The organism is Globicatella sp. PHS-GS-PNBC-21-1553 (assembly GCF_033564055.1).
Lineage (GTDB): Bacteria > Bacillota > Bacilli > Lactobacillales > Aerococcaceae > Globicatella > Globicatella sulfidifaciens.
In genome coordinates this window covers 119,342-137,196 of record NZ_CP085470.1, presented here as the reverse complement: position 1 = coordinate 137,196, position 17,855 = coordinate 119,342, and the positions used below count along the sequence as shown (strand labels likewise).

20 protein-coding genes are annotated in these 17,855 nt (G+C 34.5%); 17 read left to right on the top strand and 3 right to left on the bottom strand.

Translation table 11 applies throughout. The annotated features are described in order from the left end of the window. Positions 1–26: 26 nt before the first annotated feature. From LB888_RS00780 to rpsD, 10 genes are all read left to right on the top strand, one after another. On the top strand, positions 27–1,646 hold the full coding sequence (locus LB888_RS00780) for a 2-oxo acid dehydrogenase subunit E2 (RefSeq protein WP_318753216.1): 1,620 nt from the start codon (positions 27–29) through the stop codon (positions 1,644–1,646). A gap of 10 nt (positions 1,647–1,656) precedes the next feature. Continuing rightward, positions 1,657–3,063, top strand: a complete 1,407-nt coding sequence (lpdA, locus tag LB888_RS00775) for a dihydrolipoyl dehydrogenase (RefSeq protein WP_276649142.1) — start codon at positions 1,657–1,659, stop codon at positions 3,061–3,063. Between the two features lie 135 nt (positions 3,064–3,198). Further along, on the top strand, positions 3,199–3,984 hold the full coding sequence (locus LB888_RS00770) for an acyl-ACP thioesterase domain-containing protein (protein ID WP_318753215.1): 786 nt from the start codon (positions 3,199–3,201) through the stop codon (positions 3,982–3,984). 6 nt (positions 3,985–3,990) lie between these two features. After that, on the top strand, positions 3,991–4,743 hold the full coding sequence (gene map, locus LB888_RS00765; RefSeq protein WP_078755766.1) for a type I methionyl aminopeptidase: 753 nt from the start codon (positions 3,991–3,993) through the stop codon (positions 4,741–4,743). Positions 4,744–5,168: 425 nt separating this feature from the next. Then, a complete protein-coding gene (locus LB888_RS00760; RefSeq protein ID WP_318753214.1) occupies positions 5,169–6,920 on the top strand; it encodes an oligopeptide ABC transporter substrate-binding protein in 1,752 nt (583 codons plus the stop codon). Positions 6,921–7,143: 223 nt separating this feature from the next. Further along, positions 7,144–8,898, top strand: a complete 1,755-nt coding sequence (locus LB888_RS00755) for an oligopeptide ABC transporter substrate-binding protein (protein ID WP_318753213.1) — start codon at positions 7,144–7,146, stop codon at positions 8,896–8,898. Positions 8,899–9,229: 331 nt separating this feature from the next. Further along, positions 9,230–9,799, top strand: coding sequence for an NUDIX hydrolase (locus LB888_RS00750; RefSeq protein WP_318753212.1), 570 nt, complete (start codon positions 9,230–9,232; stop codon positions 9,797–9,799). 18 nt (positions 9,800–9,817) lie between these two features. Beyond that, positions 9,818–10,333 (top strand): hypothetical protein, encoded by a 516-nt coding sequence (locus tag LB888_RS00745; protein WP_318753211.1) that lies wholly within the window; start codon positions 9,818–9,820, stop codon positions 10,331–10,333. Positions 10,334–10,355: 22 nt separating this feature from the next. After that, on the top strand, positions 10,356–11,048 hold the full coding sequence (locus LB888_RS00740) for a 5'-methylthioadenosine/adenosylhomocysteine nucleosidase (RefSeq protein WP_318753210.1): 693 nt from the start codon (positions 10,356–10,358) through the stop codon (positions 11,046–11,048). Between the two features lie 481 nt (positions 11,049–11,529). Beyond that, positions 11,530–12,138, top strand: coding sequence for a 30S ribosomal protein S4 (rpsD, locus tag LB888_RS00735; RefSeq protein ID WP_066125221.1), 609 nt, complete (start codon positions 11,530–11,532; stop codon positions 12,136–12,138). Positions 12,139–12,220: 82 nt separating this feature from the next. Here the strand turns inward: rpsD and LB888_RS00730 are convergent, their stop codons facing one another. From LB888_RS00730 to LB888_RS00720, 3 genes are all read right to left on the bottom strand, one after another. Beyond that, positions 12,221–13,360 (bottom strand): tyrosine-type recombinase/integrase, encoded by a 1,140-nt coding sequence (locus LB888_RS00730; protein ID WP_318753209.1) that lies wholly within the window; start codon positions 13,358–13,360, stop codon positions 12,221–12,223. Positions 13,361–13,459: 99 nt separating this feature from the next. Next, positions 13,460–13,789, bottom strand: coding sequence for a hypothetical protein (locus LB888_RS00725; protein WP_318753208.1), 330 nt, complete (start codon positions 13,787–13,789; stop codon positions 13,460–13,462). Continuing rightward, the gene (locus LB888_RS00720; protein WP_318753207.1) at positions 13,762–14,250 is read right to left on the bottom strand and encodes a helix-turn-helix transcriptional regulator; all 489 of its coding nucleotides are present in this window, start codon (positions 14,248–14,250) and stop codon (positions 13,762–13,764) included. The genes LB888_RS00725 and LB888_RS00720 overlap by 28 nt, the downstream gene beginning before the upstream one ends. A 120-nt stretch (positions 14,251–14,370) precedes the next feature. On the opposite strand from LB888_RS00720, the gene LB888_RS00715 reads away from it, so the two are divergent. The 7 genes from LB888_RS00715 (at position 14,371) to LB888_RS00685 (ending at position 17,821) form a co-directional block, all read left to right on the top strand. After that, complete coding sequence (locus LB888_RS00715) at positions 14,371–14,607, top strand: hypothetical protein (RefSeq protein ID WP_318753206.1); 237 nt, start codon at positions 14,371–14,373, stop codon at positions 14,605–14,607. 55 nt (positions 14,608–14,662) lie between these two features. Beyond that, positions 14,663–14,956, top strand: a complete 294-nt coding sequence (locus LB888_RS00710) for a helix-turn-helix domain-containing protein (protein ID WP_318753205.1) — start codon at positions 14,663–14,665, stop codon at positions 14,954–14,956. A gap of 49 nt (positions 14,957–15,005) precedes the next feature. After that, positions 15,006–15,236, top strand: coding sequence for a hypothetical protein (locus tag LB888_RS00705; RefSeq protein WP_318753204.1), 231 nt, complete (start codon positions 15,006–15,008; stop codon positions 15,234–15,236). A gap of 123 nt (positions 15,237–15,359) precedes the next feature. Next, positions 15,360–15,632, top strand: a complete 273-nt coding sequence (locus LB888_RS00700; RefSeq protein ID WP_318753203.1) for a hypothetical protein — start codon at positions 15,360–15,362, stop codon at positions 15,630–15,632. Positions 15,633–15,684: 52 nt separating this feature from the next. Beyond that, positions 15,685–16,527 (top strand): conserved phage C-terminal domain-containing protein, encoded by an 843-nt coding sequence (locus LB888_RS00695; protein ID WP_318753202.1) that lies wholly within the window; start codon positions 15,685–15,687, stop codon positions 16,525–16,527. Further along, positions 16,505–17,392, top strand: coding sequence for an ATP-binding protein (locus LB888_RS00690; RefSeq protein ID WP_318753994.1), 888 nt, complete (start codon positions 16,505–16,507; stop codon positions 17,390–17,392). The genes LB888_RS00695 and LB888_RS00690 overlap by 23 nt, the downstream gene beginning before the upstream one ends. 135 nt (positions 17,393–17,527) lie before the next feature. Next, complete coding sequence (locus tag LB888_RS00685; RefSeq protein WP_318753201.1) at positions 17,528–17,821, top strand: hypothetical protein; 294 nt, start codon at positions 17,528–17,530, stop codon at positions 17,819–17,821. Positions 17,822–17,855: the final 34 nt, after the last annotated feature.

The window sequence follows — 17,855 nt, the reverse complement described above, 5'->3', positions numbered from 1 at the left end:
ATGAAAAATAAAAGGAGACAAAAATCATGGCATTTTTATTCAAATTACCTGAACTTGGCGAAGGTATTGTCGAAGGTGAAGTAGCATCTTGGCCAGTAAAAGAAGGCGACGAGATTAAAGAAGATGACGTTTTAGTTGAAATCCAAAACGACAAATCAGTTGAATCTATTCCTTCTCCAGTATCTGGAAAAATCTTAAAAATTCATGTTCCTGAAGGAACAGTAGCAGTTGTAGGGGATGTATTAGTTGAAATTGATGCGCCAGGTCACGAAGATGAAGCACCAGCAACTTCCCCAGCAGCACCAGCAGCGGCTGAAGTAACCGTGGCAGATACGAAAGCACCAGCAGCAGGAACTTTCCAATTCAAATTACCTGAGTTAGGAGAAGGAATTGTCGAAGGTGAAGTAGCATCTTGGCCAGTAAAAGAAGGCGACCATATCAATGAAGACGATGTTTTAGTGGAAATCCAAAACGATAAGTCTGTTGAATCAATCCCATCTCCAGTATCTGGTACCATTACTAAGATTGTGGTTCCTGAAGGAACTGTAGCAGTAGTAGGTGATGTACTAGTTGAAATTGCAGCTGAAGGACATGTCCCAGAAGCATCAACAGCAACACCAGCAGCAACTCAAGCGACTGCATCAGCACCAGCTTCAACAACTGCAAGTGCTCCAGTTGCAGCAGCAGATCCTAATCGTCGTGTATTAGCAATGCCTTCTGTTCGTAAATTAGCACGTGACAAAGGAATTGACATCTCATTAGTACCTGGTACAGGTGCAAATGGTCGTGTAACAAAAGCAGACGTTGAAAACTTTGATGGTTCAGCAGCAGTGGCTACACCAACAGCTCAAGTTGCTTCAACACCATCAGCCCCGGCTCAAAGTACTGCTGCTCCTGCACAACAAGCAGCACCAGCGAAACCTTATACATCTAATTTATCAGATTTAGAAACTCGTGAACCAATGACACCAATGCGTAAAGCAATTGCTAAAGCAATGGTAACGTCTAAACATACTGCCCCACATGTTACTCATTTTGATGAAGTGGAAGTATCTGCATTATGGGATCACCGTAAGAAATTTAAAGCAGTGGCAGCTGAACGCGATACTAAATTAACATTCTTACCTTATGCTGTTAAAGCATTAGTGGCTGTTGTTAAGAAATATCCAGCTTTAAATGCTTCGATTGATGACGCAACGAATGAAGTTGTATACAAAAACTACTATAATATCGGTATTGCAACCGATACAGATCGTGGTCTATACGTGCCGGTTATTAAAGACGCTAATACTAAGTCAATGTTTGATATTGCGGATTCTATTACTGACTTAGCTGGAAAAGCTCATGAAGGTAAATTAACTGCCGGTGAAATGAACGGTGGCTCAATCACTATTTCTAACTTAGGTTCAGCAGGTGGTAAATGGTTTACACCAATTATCAACTATCCTGAAGTAGCTATTTTAGGATTTGGTGGTATCGTTCAAGAACCAATCGTTAATGCTGAAGGTGAATTAGCTGTCGGCCGTATGTTAAAATTATCATTAAGCTACGACCACCGTATTATCGATGGTGCAACTGCTCAAAAAGCAATGAATGAGTTCAAACGCTTAATTGCTAACCCAGAATTATTATTAATGGAAGGTTAAGGTGTAAATTATGGTAGTTGGAGATTTCGAAATTGAATTAGAAACAGTCGTAATTGGATCTGGCCCTGGTGGATATGTTGCTGCCATTCGTGCTTCTCAATTAGGACAAAAAGTAGCCATCATTGAAAAAGATTACATTGGTGGTACTTGTTTAAACGTAGGATGTATTCCTTCAAAAGCATTAATCAATGCAGGACACACTTATCATAACGCATTACACGGAGATTTCTTCGGAGTAATGGCGAAAGATATTACAGTGGACTTCAAACGTACTCAAGAATGGAAAGACAAAGAAGTTGTTGGTAAATTAACCGGCGGCGTTCGTATGTTATTAAAGAAAAATAAAGTTGAAATCATTGAAGGGGAAGCATTCTTCGTTGATGACCATACTTTACGTGTTATCAAAGGTGATTCAGCACAAACTTATTCATTCAAAAATGCGATTGTTGCAACAGGTAGCCGCCCAATCGAAATCAAAGGATTTAAATTCAGTGAACGTGTGATTGATTCAACAGGTGCGTTAGCATTAACTGAAATTCCTAAAGAAATGGTGGTTATCGGTGGTGGATACATCGGTTCTGAATTAGCAGGTGCCTTCGCAAACTTTGGTACGAAAATTACTATTTTAGAAGGATCAAACCAAATTATTCCGACATTTGAAAAAGACATGGTTCAATTAGTTGAATCAGAGTTCAAGAAAAAAGGTGTTGACGTTATTACCAACGCAATGGCTTTAAACTCTGAAGTTAATGGCGATCGTGTAACGGTTACTTATGAAGTGGGCGGTAAACAACATAAAGTGGAAGCTGACTACTGTTTAGTAACTGTAGGACGTCGTCCAAACACTGATAACTGTGGTTTAGAAGTTGCTGGTGTTGTGATTGGTGAACGTGGTTTAATTAACGTTGATAAACAAGGACGTACCAATAAAGATAATATCTTTGCAATTGGGGACGCTGTTCCTGGTGCGGCTTTAGCGCATAAAGCTTCTTACGAAGCAAAAGTAGCGGCGGAAGCTATTAGTGGACAACCAAGTGCCGTTGATTACGTTGCTATGCCAGCAGTATGTTTCACTGATCCTGAATTAGCTTCAGTGGGTTATACAGTGGAACAAGCTAAAGAAGCTGGTTTAGATGTGAAAGCTTCTAAATTCCCATTAGCAGGTAATGGACGTGCGTTATCATTAAACGCAACTAGCGGATTTGTTCGTTTAGTAACAACTAAAGAAGATAATGTTTTAGTTGGCGCACAAGTAGCAGGGGCTAACGCTTCTGATTTAATTGCTGAATTAACACTTGCGGTTGAAGGTGGATTAAATGCCGAAGATTTAGCATTAACCATTCACTCACATCCATCATTAGCAGAAACTGTTATGGATGCAGCTGAATTAGCTTTAGGTCACCCAATTCATATTTAATTATTTAAATAAGATTGCAAGCCGAGATTTATTCTCGGCTTTTTATATTGTGAATAACATTTGCGGAATAATATTAAACATATTTGTAAAAAATATCGAATAAGCGTTATAATATGAATATTGAGGTGAAAAAACATGAGTCTTAAGCAATATACCAAACCTTATAGTAACACGTATCAACTAACAGAAAAAGATGCCCAGTATCCTGGCTCAAAACAAGCGGATTTGACCAAAGTATTAACGTTAGTGTTAACGACATCGGATGCTCATGATCAAGCAGTCAAACAGACACTAAATGCTGATGATTATATCATTAATGATCAGCAAACATGGGTTATTACCCAAAATCGGATGGTGATTCATCAATGGCCAGAGATTAGTCAAGAAATTAAAATAAGTACGTATGTGATAGAGGCAAATCGCTTTTTCATCACACGAAAATTTGTGGTGGAAGCTGACGATATAGAATTAATGACTTTATTTTTTCAATTTGCAGCTATTGATTTTACCTCACGTAAGATGGTGAGACTAAATTATGAAACATTACCTGAATTGTTAGATTTAAACGCCGAAATTAAAGTGAATTTTAGCCGATTAAAAGTACCTAAAATTGCGCAAAAAGTAAGTGAAAAGGACTTGGATATTCTACCAAACGATATTGATGGCAATCAACACGTGAATAACTTAGTCTATTTACGATGGGCATATAATGCAATAAGAGAGCGTTTATCAGCATCAGGTCATGAATTAACCATTGTAGAGGTTAAATTTGGTAATGAAGTCTTATGGGGACATGAGCCGAAATTGTTAAATTACAAATCAAAACCAAATGAATTTGTACAAACGGATCAAATCATATATAATAAAACATTGGATAAAGAAGCGTGTCACATAAGAATGACATGGAAGAAGGAGAAATAAACATAAATGATTACATTAAAATCAGAACGTGAAATTGAAGCAATGAAAAAATCTGGAGAGTTACTAGCTTCCATTCATGTTGCACTAAGAGATTTCATTAAACCTGGTGTAACGACGGCTGAAATAGATAAGTTTGTTCAAGCAAAAATTGAAGGAGCCGGCGCAGTAGCAGCTCAAATTGGTTATGAAGGGTACGAATTTGCAACTTGTACAAGTGTAAATGATGAAATTTGTCATGGCTTCCCTTCAAATTATAAGTTAAAATCAGGAGATATTGTCAAAGTAGACTTTTGTGTCGATTTGGATGGTGCTATTTCAGATAGTTGTTGGTGTTATGCTGTAGGAGAAATTAGTGATGAACATCAACGCTTAATGGAAGTGACGAAAGAAGCGCTGTATCGTGGGATTGCCCAAGCTAAAGTTGGTAATCGCATTGGCGATATTGGGCATGCTATTCAATCGTATGCGGAAGGCGAAGGCTTTGGGGTCGTGCGTGATTTTATTGGACATGGTATTGGCCCAACGATTCATGAAGATCCACAAGTTCCACATTATGGCTTGCCTGGAAAAGGTCTTCGACTAAAAGAAGGGATGACCATTACCATTGAACCAATGATTACGACCGGTACTTGGAAAATGAAAATGGATAATAATGGTTGGACAGCCCGTACGCGCGATGGCGGTTATTGTGCGCAATATGAACATTCCTTAGTAATTACAGCGGACGGTCCCGTATTATTAACCGAACAACCTGAATAAGACTAAATCAAGTTCAAATAAAATAATATTCTTTAAAAAGAGGTTAGGCATCAACTTAATAATTTAAGTCAAGTTAAGATTGGTTAATTAAAAACACAGTGCTTAAGTGGCATCAATCTGCGTCTTAATGACTTGTTTGAGACCTACTCAACTTTGCGGGGGTAGGCCGACGAAGCGAAAATCATTCGATTTTCTACTTCTGGTCTACTCCCAGAACTAGATTAAAAATATCATTAATAAAATGAAATAATGATAAAATTAGAAAAAACATTGGTTTAATAATCTTTCACTAATAAAAAGATATTGAAAAATACATGTTTTCACATTTTTTTAATTTATTTTTAACTTTATGCTTGATTTTATCGTTTACATGAGTTAATATAACAATATAAAGTTTTATTTATAAATTTTTTGGAGGGAACATTATGAGAAATTCTTTAAGAAAACTTGCCGGTTTAACGTTATCGGCATTAACACTTGGCTCTGTTGTTGCTAATTCTTCACTTACCCTTGTTTCTGCGCAATCGAACGTTGAATTAGAAACAGCCGTAAAAAATGATGCTGAAGAAATTGAAGGTGGTACTTTACGTTATGCATTAGTAGGGGATCCATTTTCAGGTGTGTTAAATAACATGCTATATGAAGGTAACCCAGACGCAACGATTATTGGCCTATTTAACGAAGGCTTGTATGGTTATGATGAAAACTTCACAATTGATGATTCAGGTTTTGCTAAAGTTGATTTTGACGTAGAGAACAAACAAGTTACCATCACTATTCCAGAAGGTCAAAAATGGGACGATGGTGAAGACTTAACAATCGATGATGTTATTTGGCCATATTATGTAGTAGGTCACCCAGACTATCAAGGTATTCGTTATGGCGAAGATTTTGAAAACGTTGTGGGAATGAAAGAGTATCACGAAGGTTCAGCAGAAGAAATTAGTGGTTTGGAACGTGTCGATGATTACACATTAAAGGTAACTTATAACGAATTCCCTAACTCAATGTTACAAGCGGGTGGTGGGGTATCATCTTATATTGAACCAGAACATGTCTTTAAAGACATTCCGGTTGGTGAATTATTAGACTCAGAACCAGTACGTACTAAACCAGTTGGTTTCGGTCCTTTCCGAGTAACCTCAATTACACCAGGTGAAGCCGTTACCTATGAAGCGAACGAATATTATTGGAGAGGTCGCACAAAAATTGATGGTGTTCAATTAGAAGTGGTTAACCAATCAACAGCAATTGCGGAAATGCAAGCAGGTAATTACGATATTGCTTCTTTACCAGCTGACTCTTATGACTCATATAAAGATTCTGAAAACTTTACGGTCTTAGGGGACGTGCAAAATGCTTATACTTATATTGGATTTAAGTTAGGGAAATTAGAAGATGGCGAAAACGTTCCTGATGAATCATTAGTAGTAGCAGATAAAGCAATTCGTCAAGCAATGGCCTATGCAGTTGATAATGATGCTATCGGGGAAAGATTCTACCAAGGTTTACGTTGGAGAGCAAATGCGCCAATTACACCAAACTTTAAAGAGTACTATAATGCTGAATTACCTGGATATACTTATGACCCAGAAAAAGCAAAACAAATCTTAGCTGATGCAGGTTATACTGATGCAGATGGTGATGGATTCATTGAAGATAAAAATGGTGAACCATTCACTTTAGGATTTGCTTCAATGTCTGGTGGCGAAACCGCACAGCCATTAGCAGAATACTACATGCAAGCTTGGGCAGAAGTGGGAATCGATGTTCAATTAGTTGATGGACAATTAATGGAATTTAACTCATTCTATGATGCTCTTAAAGCAGATGATCCAAAAATTCAAGTTTACCAAGGTGCATGGGGAACAGGTGGTGATCCAAACCCAACTGGATTATACGGACGTACTGCAGCATTTAACTACACTCGTTGGGCTACGGAAGAGAATGATAAGTTATTAGCAGCTATCAACTCTGATGATTCATTTGATGATGAATTCCGTAAACAAGCTTTCAATGATTGGCAAGCTTACTTCATGGAAGAATTACCAGCGATCCCAACATTATTCAGATATAGTGTGGTAGGGGTTAACAACCGTGTTAAAAACTACGATATCAAAGTCGGATCAGATTTAACTTGGGTTGACGTAGCTCTTACAGCAGACGCACCATATTAACATAATGTTGCCTCCAACAGGGGACTCGTAAGAGTCCTCTATTTTTTATGAGTTATTTTCTTACTTTCTAAATGTATTGAGTAATTTTTTGAAAAAGGGTACTATTAAAAATAATAATACTATTAAAATGGTTGGAAACCTCTAATTGAGTTTCTTGATTTTATCATAAACTTACGCTATCATGTAACATGTAAGATTATTTTACTTATTTTGGAGGGATAGTATGAAAAAATCTTTAACAAAAACTTTTGCTGTAGGAGCTTCTGCTTTAGCAATTAGTTCAATCGCAGCTAATTCAATGGTTCCGTTTGTTTCTGCTCAAACGAATGTACAATTGAATACGACTTTTGAAAATAATGAGGAGTCAATTGAAGGTGGCGTATTACGTTATGCTTTAGTTTCTGAATCTCCTTTCGCCGGTGTATTAAACTCAATGTTTTATGATGGCGCACCAGATGGATCTATTATCGGATTCTTTGATGAAGGATTATATGGTTATGATGAAAACTTTACCATTGATGATTCTGGTTTTGCTAAAATTGATTTTGATGTTGAAAATAAACAAGTAACGATTACCATTCCTGAAGGACAAAAATGGGATGATGGTGAAGATTTAACGATTGATGATGTTATCTTCCCTTATTATGTAGTCGGTCACCCAGACTATCAAGGTATTCGTTATGGAGAAGATTTTGAAAATGTTGTAGGTATGAAGGATTACCATGAAGGTAAGTCAGAAGAAATCAGTGGTTTAGAACGCGTAGATGATCACACCTTAAAAGTTACTTATGAAAACTTCCCTAATTCAATGCTTCAAGCAGGTGGTGGGATTTCAAGCTACATTCAACCAAAACATGTCTTCGAAGGTATCGAAGTGAAAGATATGTTAGATTCAGAGCCAGTACGCCAAAAACCAGTAGGATATGGTCCATTTAAAGTAACATCAATCATTCCAGGTGAAGCTGTTACTTTAGAAGCGAATGAATATTATTGGAAAGGTCGTCCAAAATTAGACGGAGTTCAGGTTGAAGTGGTTAACTCATCAACTTCAGTCGCTGAAATGCAAGCTGGTAACTATGATATTGCTGAATTACCTGCTGACCAATATGAAACTTATAAAGATGCTGAAAACTTCCAAGTTTTAGGAACAATTGGTAATAGTTATACTTATATTGGCTTTAAATTAGGAACATTTGAAAACGATGAAGTAGTCCCTGATGATTCTGTCGTAGTAGCAGATAAAGCAATTCGTCAAGCAATGGCTTATGCAGTTGATAACGATGCTATCGGTGAAAGATTCTACCATGGTTTACGTTGGAGAGCAACTTCACCAGTAACTCCTAACTTTACTGCTTACTTCAATGATGAAATTGAAGGATACAACTATGACCCAGAAAAAGCAAAACAAATCTTAGCGGATGCAGGCTATGCTGATGCAGACGGTGATGGATTTATCGAAGATAAAAATGGAGAACCATTTACATTAGGATTTGCATCGATGGCAGGTGGCGAAACAGCTCAACCATTAGCTGAGTACTACATGCAAGCTTGGGCTGAAATTGGTATTAATGTCCAATTAGTTGACGGCCAATTAATGGAATTTAATTCATTCTACGATGCTATTAAAGCAGATGATCCAAAAATCCAAATCTTCCAAGGGGCATGGGGTACAGGTGGCGATCCAAACCCAACAGGACTATTTGGACGTAATGCTTCATTTAACTTCCCACGTTGGGCAACAGAAGAAAATGATAAGTTATTAGAAGCAATTAATTCTGATGAATCATTCGATGAAGAATTCCGTAAAAAAGCTTTCAATGATTGGCAAGCATACTTTATGGAGGAATTACCACTTATGCCAACATTATATCGTTATTCAGTAGTAGCAGTTAATAATCGTGTTAAAGGCTATGATATTCAAATTGGTGCAGATACACCATGGTATGATGTGACGTTAACATCAGAAAATCCATATTAAGAGTGAATCAATGAGTTTGAAGACTGGACAGAAAATAAAATTCTGTCTGGTCTTTTGTTTTTTTATCTTATTGCATTGTGATTGAATCGTATAAAATGGTGCCCTTTAGCTTTTATTTTAACCAGGTTATATTCTTACTCCCAAGCAACGACGAATATAGCGGAATTAAGATTATCGGTACTTAATCATAAGATTTATGAAGAAAGAAGTGAAGTTTTTATACGAAATCATGAATAATAATCAGCTTTTTTGTGTAATTTATCGAGTTTAGTTGCAACCAACGAAAAAATTAGTTAAAGTGAAACTAACGATAATGAATGGAGAATGTCTCATGCAATTTGATAAAAATAAAGTAAAAAGCTTGAATGATCCCCGATTAATTTCATCAGAACAAATTTTTGATGGACACATACTACAGCTTTATGTTAATCAATTAAAGTTAGAAAATGGCGCCATTGTTGAACGCGAAATTATTCACCATTTGCCAGCTGTGTGTATTTTGGCAACTGATGAAGATAAAGTGGTCTTAGTGAAACAATTCAGACCAGCGGTTGTAGCAGACATCTATGAAATTCCAGCAGGAATATTAGATTTCCAATCGGAATCTTTAGAACAAGCAATTGATGGAGCGAAAAGAGAATTAGAAGAAGAAACGGGCTATCAAGCAGAGCAGTGGCAAGAAGTTAATTCTTTTTATGTATCACCAGGATATTTAGATGAAAAGATTACTTTATTTCATGCAACAGGTTTAACCAAAGTTGAAAATCCACTGCCACAGGATGAAAATGAAAATGTGACAGTACACGAGTTTACTAAAGCTGAAATTCGTCAAATGATGTCACAAGGCAAAATAGTCGATGTTAAAACACTTTATGCTTTACAATATTGGTTAGTACAATAACAAATGGAAGTGATCAACATGTTTTTTAAACGCAAACAACAACAAAATAGTAACAACGAAGAACATTCATCACCCCGAACTAATGATTATTCTGAACAAAAATATCAACATCAGCATGATGATAACGATTGGATTTATTCTGAAAATAATCATCAAGTTAGGGAAGATGAAAATCAAATATTGTATGACGATTCTTTAAGACAGAACCATTATTATCCAGATAATAATGATGAGGATCGATACATGGGCAATCATTATATGGGACCAGATGATGGCGGAGATAATGAACAGTCTTATAATAATCCTTCGATGGCGCAAGATGATCAGTACCAAGTGTATTATCAGGAAGAAGGTTATGAACCGATTGCCTCATCAACTAACACACATTATTCTGATGAATTGGCGCAAGATAATCCAGAGGTTAGAGGAAAACGAGCGAAGTACCATGCGAAAATCGATCAGTTTTTAACCAATGGTATCATCATAGTTGGTGTATTATTGTTAGCTGTATTATTAATTGCCTTTTTAGGCTAAACTATTTTTGAGGAGTAAACAGATGAAAATTGGAATTATTGGCGCAATGGAAGAAGAAATTCGCCTTATTAAAGCAAATTTATCAAAATTAAAAGAAATTACCCATCATCAAGTAACCTTTTATCAAGGTTATTTGGAAAATCGAGAAGTGATTTTAGTTCAATCAGGTATTGGAAAAGTCAACGCTACCATTACGACAGTCCTCTTGGTTCAACAGTTTAATGTCGATTTAATTATTAATACCGGGACGGCTGGTGGCCTGCATAAAGGCTTGAAGGTTGGGGATATTGTGATAGCAGATAGTTTAACTTATCATGATGTCGATGTTACTGGTTTTGGTTATGAAAAAGGTCAAATGGCTGGTATGCCGGCATTGTATTATCCTGATTTACAATATAGCCAGTTAGCCAAAGGGGTTTGTCGTCAATTAGAAATTGAACCAATCTTTGGTCAAATTGTTTCAGGTGATCAATTTGTTAATAGCCATGAAAAAGTGGACCAAATTGCCATTGATTTTCCTAAAGCAAAAGCTTGTGAAATGGAATCAACTGCTATCGCCCAAACCGCTCATGTAATGAAAGTACCATTTGTCATTATCCGGGCAATTAGTGATGCTGGTGATGATGATGCAGCTGTTTCATTCGACGAATTTGTGGTAGTAGCAGGTAAAGCTTCCGCACAAATTGTAATGAATTTAGTCATTAATATTGAATAAAGTAATGGAAATCTTAATAAATTTAATCAAGTTAGTGAGCCTTAATGAAAAACGCAGGGGTTGAGTGGTCTCAACTTACGTCTTAAAGAGGTTAGGTATCAACTTTTGCCCACTCCCATCTCCACGGGGGAGGAAGATGATGTGAAAACCATTCAATTTTCTACTTCTGTTCCATTCCCAACTGTGCGAGGGTAGGTAGACGAAGCGAAAATCGTTAAATTATTTAAATCTTGCTTTCTCACTTGCAATTAAATTTAAAATAATTGCAGATCAAGCATTGCAATCTAGTCACTATTTATGATACAATAACACTTGTGTAAAATAATGCAGCGTGAAAAAAGAAAGCGCGTCAACAGTTCAACCCTTATTAGGTCAATGAGTAACCGCGGCTGCAAAGGCGAAAATTGAAGTTGAAATGCACGCATTCGATTTTTCAAAAGGATTATTTTACTCCAAAACAACATAATTGGAGGAATTTATAATGTCAAGATATACAGGTCCAACATGGAGATTATCACGTCGTTTAGGTATTTCTTTAACAGAAACTGGTAAAGAAATCGCAAAACGTAACTATGCACCAGGTCAACACGGTAACCAAAGAAAGAAAATTTCTGAATATGGTTTACAATTACAAGAAAAACAAAAATTACGTCATATGTACGGCATGTCTGAACGTCAATTCTACACTTTATTCAAAAAAGCAGGTAAAATTAAAGAAGGTAAACATGGTGAAAACTTCATGTCATTACTTGAAACTCGTTTAGACAACTTAGTTTACCGTTTAGGTTTTGCTAACACTCGTCGTCAAGCTCGTCAATTAGTTAACCATGGTCACGTGACTGTTGATGGCAAACGTGTTGATATTCCATCTTACTTAGTAACACCAGGTCAAGTAATTGGATTAAAAGAATCTTCACAAGATTTAGCTTTAGTTAAAGAAAACTTAGAAAATACTGTTAGCCGTTTAGAATTTGTTTCATTTGATGCAGACAAATTAGAAGGTACTTTAACACGTTTACCACAACGTGCTGAGTTATCGGCTGAAATCGACGAATCATTCGTTGTTGAATACTATAACAAATTAGGTTAATATTATATACCCCGAAAGTCTATTATATCAGGCTTTCAGGGTCTTTTTTTATGCCTTTGATAAAGAAATGATAAAGCAATTGCTAAAAGTTAACGTAATTAGCAAATTTTTGAGCCATATTTTCTTCTTGTTTTTTAGTAAAATGAGCGTATACTTTTGTAGTGATTTCAAGAGAGCTATGCCCAAGTCTATTTTGAATTTCTTGCATATTAAAACCAGCTTCAAACATAAGAGAGCATGCTGTATGACGGAATCCATGTAGTTTAATACATTTAAATTTATTAGCTTCACAAATGGATTTCAAACGATGGTTGATTGTCATTTTAGATAATAACTCATTATTGACTGGGTTAGTAAATAAAAACTGATCTTCATTATTTGAATTGTGACCAAATCTAAATAATTCTTTTCTTTGTTCTAATTGCCAGCGTTTTATAGCCTTGATAGTATTATCATCTAGGCTTATAACTCGCAGGCTTTTTTTAGTTTTAGGTTCTTGAATCAAAACACGCTGTTTAATACCATAAGCAACTGTTTTATTTACTGATAATGTTTTGTTTTTAAAATCAATATCCTTGTACTGTAAGGCCATTAATTCGCCTTTTCTGATGCCTGTGAAAGCCAAAATTCTAAAAATAGCATAATACATTATGTCATCTTCAACTAGCTTCAGGAATTCAATTAATTCCTCTTTTGTATAATACAAATCTTCTTCATTGGTAGTATCTGGTTTCGCTTTAGGCAATTTTACATGCTTGAACGGATTGTCTTTGATTGCACCACTAACCACAGCATAATCGAAAATTTGAGACATATAGCAATAGTATTTGCGATAGGTAGCATATTTATCATACCAATCATTAACTATCTTCTGAGCGCTTCTAATCGTGAATTTCGACAACTTCATTTTACCGTATTTTTCCAATATTCCTTTTTGAATGATTGAAGTAACAACATTCAATGAACTTTCCCTAACTGTAAGTCGATATTGTTCATACCAGCCTTCATAGGCATCCATTACAGTTAGATTGCTATCAGTATTTTTGCCATGTTGCTGATAATTAGCTATGGCTAAGCGTTGAGCTTTTATTGCTTCACGTTGTGTTTTAAAGCCTCTTTTTGTGGCAAATATTTGCTTACCAGTAATTGGATCAGTACCAAGATAACAGGTGTACATGTAGTATGTTTTGCCATCAGACTTTTTCTTATATTCTTTAATCATTTTATGATTCCTTTCTAAACCCACGACCAAGTGAAATTTTGAAAGGTCACCCATTTAGGATTGGCTACCTAGTAGGGTGTAGGTTAAAAATTAATTAAACTAATCTTTTTGAAATTTATCTTTTATTTTATCGATTTCACTTTCGAATTCTGATGGATCTATTGCAGTTAATTTCGTTCTAATTTCTTCAATATGCTTTTCTATCATTTCAACTAAATCAATAGATAATTCAGGATGAATTCTTCTTTGAGTGTAAAACAATTTGGGAAGATAAAATATTCCATCAGAAAAATCAGAATATTTAATATGATTATAGTTTGTAACTATATCATCTTTTTCAGAAATACTTGAATAATCCTCAATAAATTCTATTATTTTTTTTAATTGATCATGCACTAGATTTACAAGGTTTTCATTAGTAACTGGCAAGAAAGCTTTTTTTGTAGCATTTCTTTAGCTTTTCTATTGATAAAATCTTTAACGTTATACTCATTGAAATTTTCTTTTAAAGAGTTTTGTGCGCTTAGATTGGTAAACACATCAAAGCAGAGGTCATTAAAATTGTGAGGATTATAGAAAAATTTATACTCTTGGTCATAATTATTTTTTATATTGTTGTTTATAATTTCATGTGCTAAATTAGTTATTTTTTCTAAATCATCACCGTATAAAAGATAATCAACCGTGACATTACCGATATCAGCAATAGCTTTTAAAGTTAAATCATTAGGTATGTTTTCGCCACGTTCCCATCTAGATACATTACTTTTTCCAGGAGTGATAGATGGAGTATGCTTGTTTATCATATCCGCAAATTTTTGCATACTTATTTTATTTTCCACTCTAATTTTTTTAATCCTGTTCCCTAATCGTTCTTTATCTACATTCATATTAAAACTCCTTTCGAGTTTATTATAACACAATGTGCCTAAAGTTGAAATAATAGCTTGTAATTTTTAAAATAATGTGTTAAGATTAAAGTGTCGAAAGTTGAAAGTGGAGGTGATTATATGAGTGTGGTGAGTAGACTTAGAAAATATAAAGGAATGACACAAACTGATATGGCAAATCATTTAGGGATTTCTCTTCAAGCATATTGGAAAAAAGAGAAAGGCTTAACACCGTTTAGCGATAGGGAAAAAGTTGTTGTTAGAAATTTTTTTAATGATGAATTTCCAGGCATTACAATTGATGATATTTTTTTTAACGACAAAGTGCCTAAAGTTGAATATATTAACAGTGATTAGTTGAACTTTTTTGTATGTTAACCATAACGATTAATGAGGAAAGGGGTGATATTGAATGTTGGAAAGAGTAGAACAGCCACAATTACAGGTGATTTTACCTAAGGAAAATGAAGAACAGATTTATCAAATCTATTTAACTATAGCGAGAAAAGTTGTTGATGATGTTACGAAGAATATAACGGTCAATCGTCGTTATTTAAATAAAAAGCAATTAGCTAAGTATTTTCAATGCAGTCCATTGGTGATTGATGATTGGGTTAAGAATGGCCTTAAATCTTTCAATAAAGGGCGAGAAATTATGTTTGATATGCATGATGTAGAAGAATATTTGGAAACAATAAAAAATTAATTAAACCACGACCAAGTGAATTAAAACGAAGTGAAAAGAGGAAACTGGAATGAAGGATTTAAATATAGATGCTTATGTAATTAAGCAACTATTACTTACAGCAAGAGATTATTGTTCTGATATTGAAACGCAAATGGTAGCAGTTGAAAAGCAGAGAGATGCCGAAAAACGACTAAATGAACTGAATTTATTAATGTTTGAAGTTAGTCGTAGTATTGAAAAAATTAGTACGCTTATTGAAGTTTCGATTGATCATGCAGGGCATATTCAACAGAACTAAAAATAAGTTGCACAAATAAAAAAGCATTCGAAAGACGGCAATCTCTCAAATGCTAGGAATAGTTATTTTTCCACAGATAACTATTCTCATTTTAACACAAAAATATGAAATGAGGAAATATAGATGACAAACAATTATTTGAAATATGAAGAAGTTCATGAGAATACTTTATCAGATGAATTACAATTTAACATAATTAGATCAAAACATTTAACTGAAGCTATATTGGACTATGTAACTGAAATTCAGAATGTAAATGAAAAAGTTTTTTCAAGTGCATCAGATGACACTGAATCAGAAAAACTAATAGCACTTGCATATACAGTTAATCGTGAAATAGATAAAATCAGTACGTTTCTTTCTCTCTTGCGTGATGAGTTGGAACTAATGGAATAGATATTTTAATGGGATTAATTGAGGAAATTTTTCAACGAAATGAGGTGGTGGAGTGGGTAACAGAAGAATGATGAGTAAAACGGTTATTCATACCCAAAAGTTTCTTAAGTTACCGTTAGAAACTCAGGCACTATACTTTCATCTTTTATTAAATGCAGATGATGATGGAATTGTGGAAGCTTTTCCAGTCATGAGAATGATTGGAGCAAATGACGATAATTTAGGTTTATTAGTAGTCAAAGGGTTTGTTGTTCCTCTGAATGATGAAATGGTTTATTTCATAGTTGATTTCAGAGAACAAAACACTCTAAGAAAAGATAGGTATGTACCTAGTATATACAAAAATTTACTTGATGAAATGTACTTGGCAACCAATGTGAAACCAGATGGCAACCAAATGGCAACCACTGGTTGCCCCAATATAATTAAAGATAATATAAGTAAATTAAATACAAATAATAATATGTCGAGTAAACTCGACAAAGTATCTGAAGAAACGAAAAAAACAGATCATGTTGATGATGATTCAGAAATTGATTCAGGAAAAGTAAGTTCAAAACAGAAAAATGATTCAATTCCTTATGACGAAATTGTTGAGTACCTTAATCAAAAGGCTAGTACAAATTTTAGAAGTAGTACACCAGCAACGCAAAGATTAATTAAAGCTAGACTAAGTGAAGGCTTTACAGTTGAGAACTTTAAATCGGTTATAGATATCAAAACTAGTCAATGGCTTAATAATCAGAAAATGAATCAGTATCTTAGACCACAGACTTTATTTGGTACGAAGTTTGAAAGTTATCTTAACGAATGCAGCTTAAACACGGAACCGGAATATTTAACATATTTAGAGGAGGTTGAATATATTGGAGATGATATCGAATTACCTTTCTAATCAATTGACAGAAGAGAGAAAGCAAAGTGCTTATGAAGCACTAGATGAATGTATTAATGATTCTGACATTCAGTATTTTTTTCAACAATACAATTTGACAGATGATGAGGAGTTTATCAAAAGAAATTCTACAACGATTATGGAATATGTCACAAATCGTGATAAGAATCCTTATTATTATCCAACTATGCAATTAATTAATAATACACTACATCTAACTTATATTCCTAAGACAGAAGCACAAAGATTTAGAATGGCAAACGGGGAAAATTCAATACCAAAAGTTTACTATGATGAGATTACTAGAAATTTTAAAAATGCAGAATTAGATACCAAATTACTAACAACGAATGATCTTAGTGTTTTGAAGGAAATGAAAGCATTCTTAGATAATTATCAAAGAAACACTCTAAATAAAGGTATTTGGCTTTATGGCAGCTATGGTGTAGGTAAAACATTTTTAATGAGTTATTTTTCAAAAGAACTTGTTAAACAGGGGATAGAAGTTAGATTTATTAGTTTTAGCAATTTTATGGATAAACTAATGACTAAGATAAAAACTAATGGCGATAATTTAGAAAAAGAGGTAAGCAAACTATCAAAAGTTGAAGTGTTAATCCTAGATGATATGGGTGCTGAATACATTAAATTATTTGGTATTGGAATTTTATACAGAATTTTAGATTATCGGATGAATAACAAAAAAGCAACGTTCTTCACCAGCAACTATAATATTCATGATTATTTGGAATCTCTTAATAATGTTGATGGATTTAATCACCATGAAAAAGGGAGATTGAATGAGCGAATGACAGTTTTATCAAATCAAGTTCAGTTAGTAGGTAAAAACAGAAGAAATAAATAGACCAGATAATCCATCTTTTCGCCAACGCTATAAGGTTGATTGATGATATAGCTAATCATATAAAGATGGTCATCAGGTTTAGATGCACAGACACAATTACATTATGACACTTAAAATTTAAAGGAGTAGTTAAAAATGAGAAAAGAATACGAATTGAAGTTTAAGACGGTAGGAACATATTCAGAAGAAACAACCGAGTTAACGCATTATCAGGAAGTTTATACAGATAAAGATTTGACTGTATTAGAAACAGAAGTGGACTCAATTCATTTTGATGAAGTAATATCAGCAATCGCTCATGATTTTGAATATGATCCAATTTTTGAACATTATCTTTACATGGGTTGTTACGATTTCCCCGATATTTCGTTCGAATTATTGGAAGAAGATGGATTAACGAGAGTGACAATTAAATTTTACGCAATCTAGAATTGTAAATCACAGTAAAAAAGGGGTTCTAATA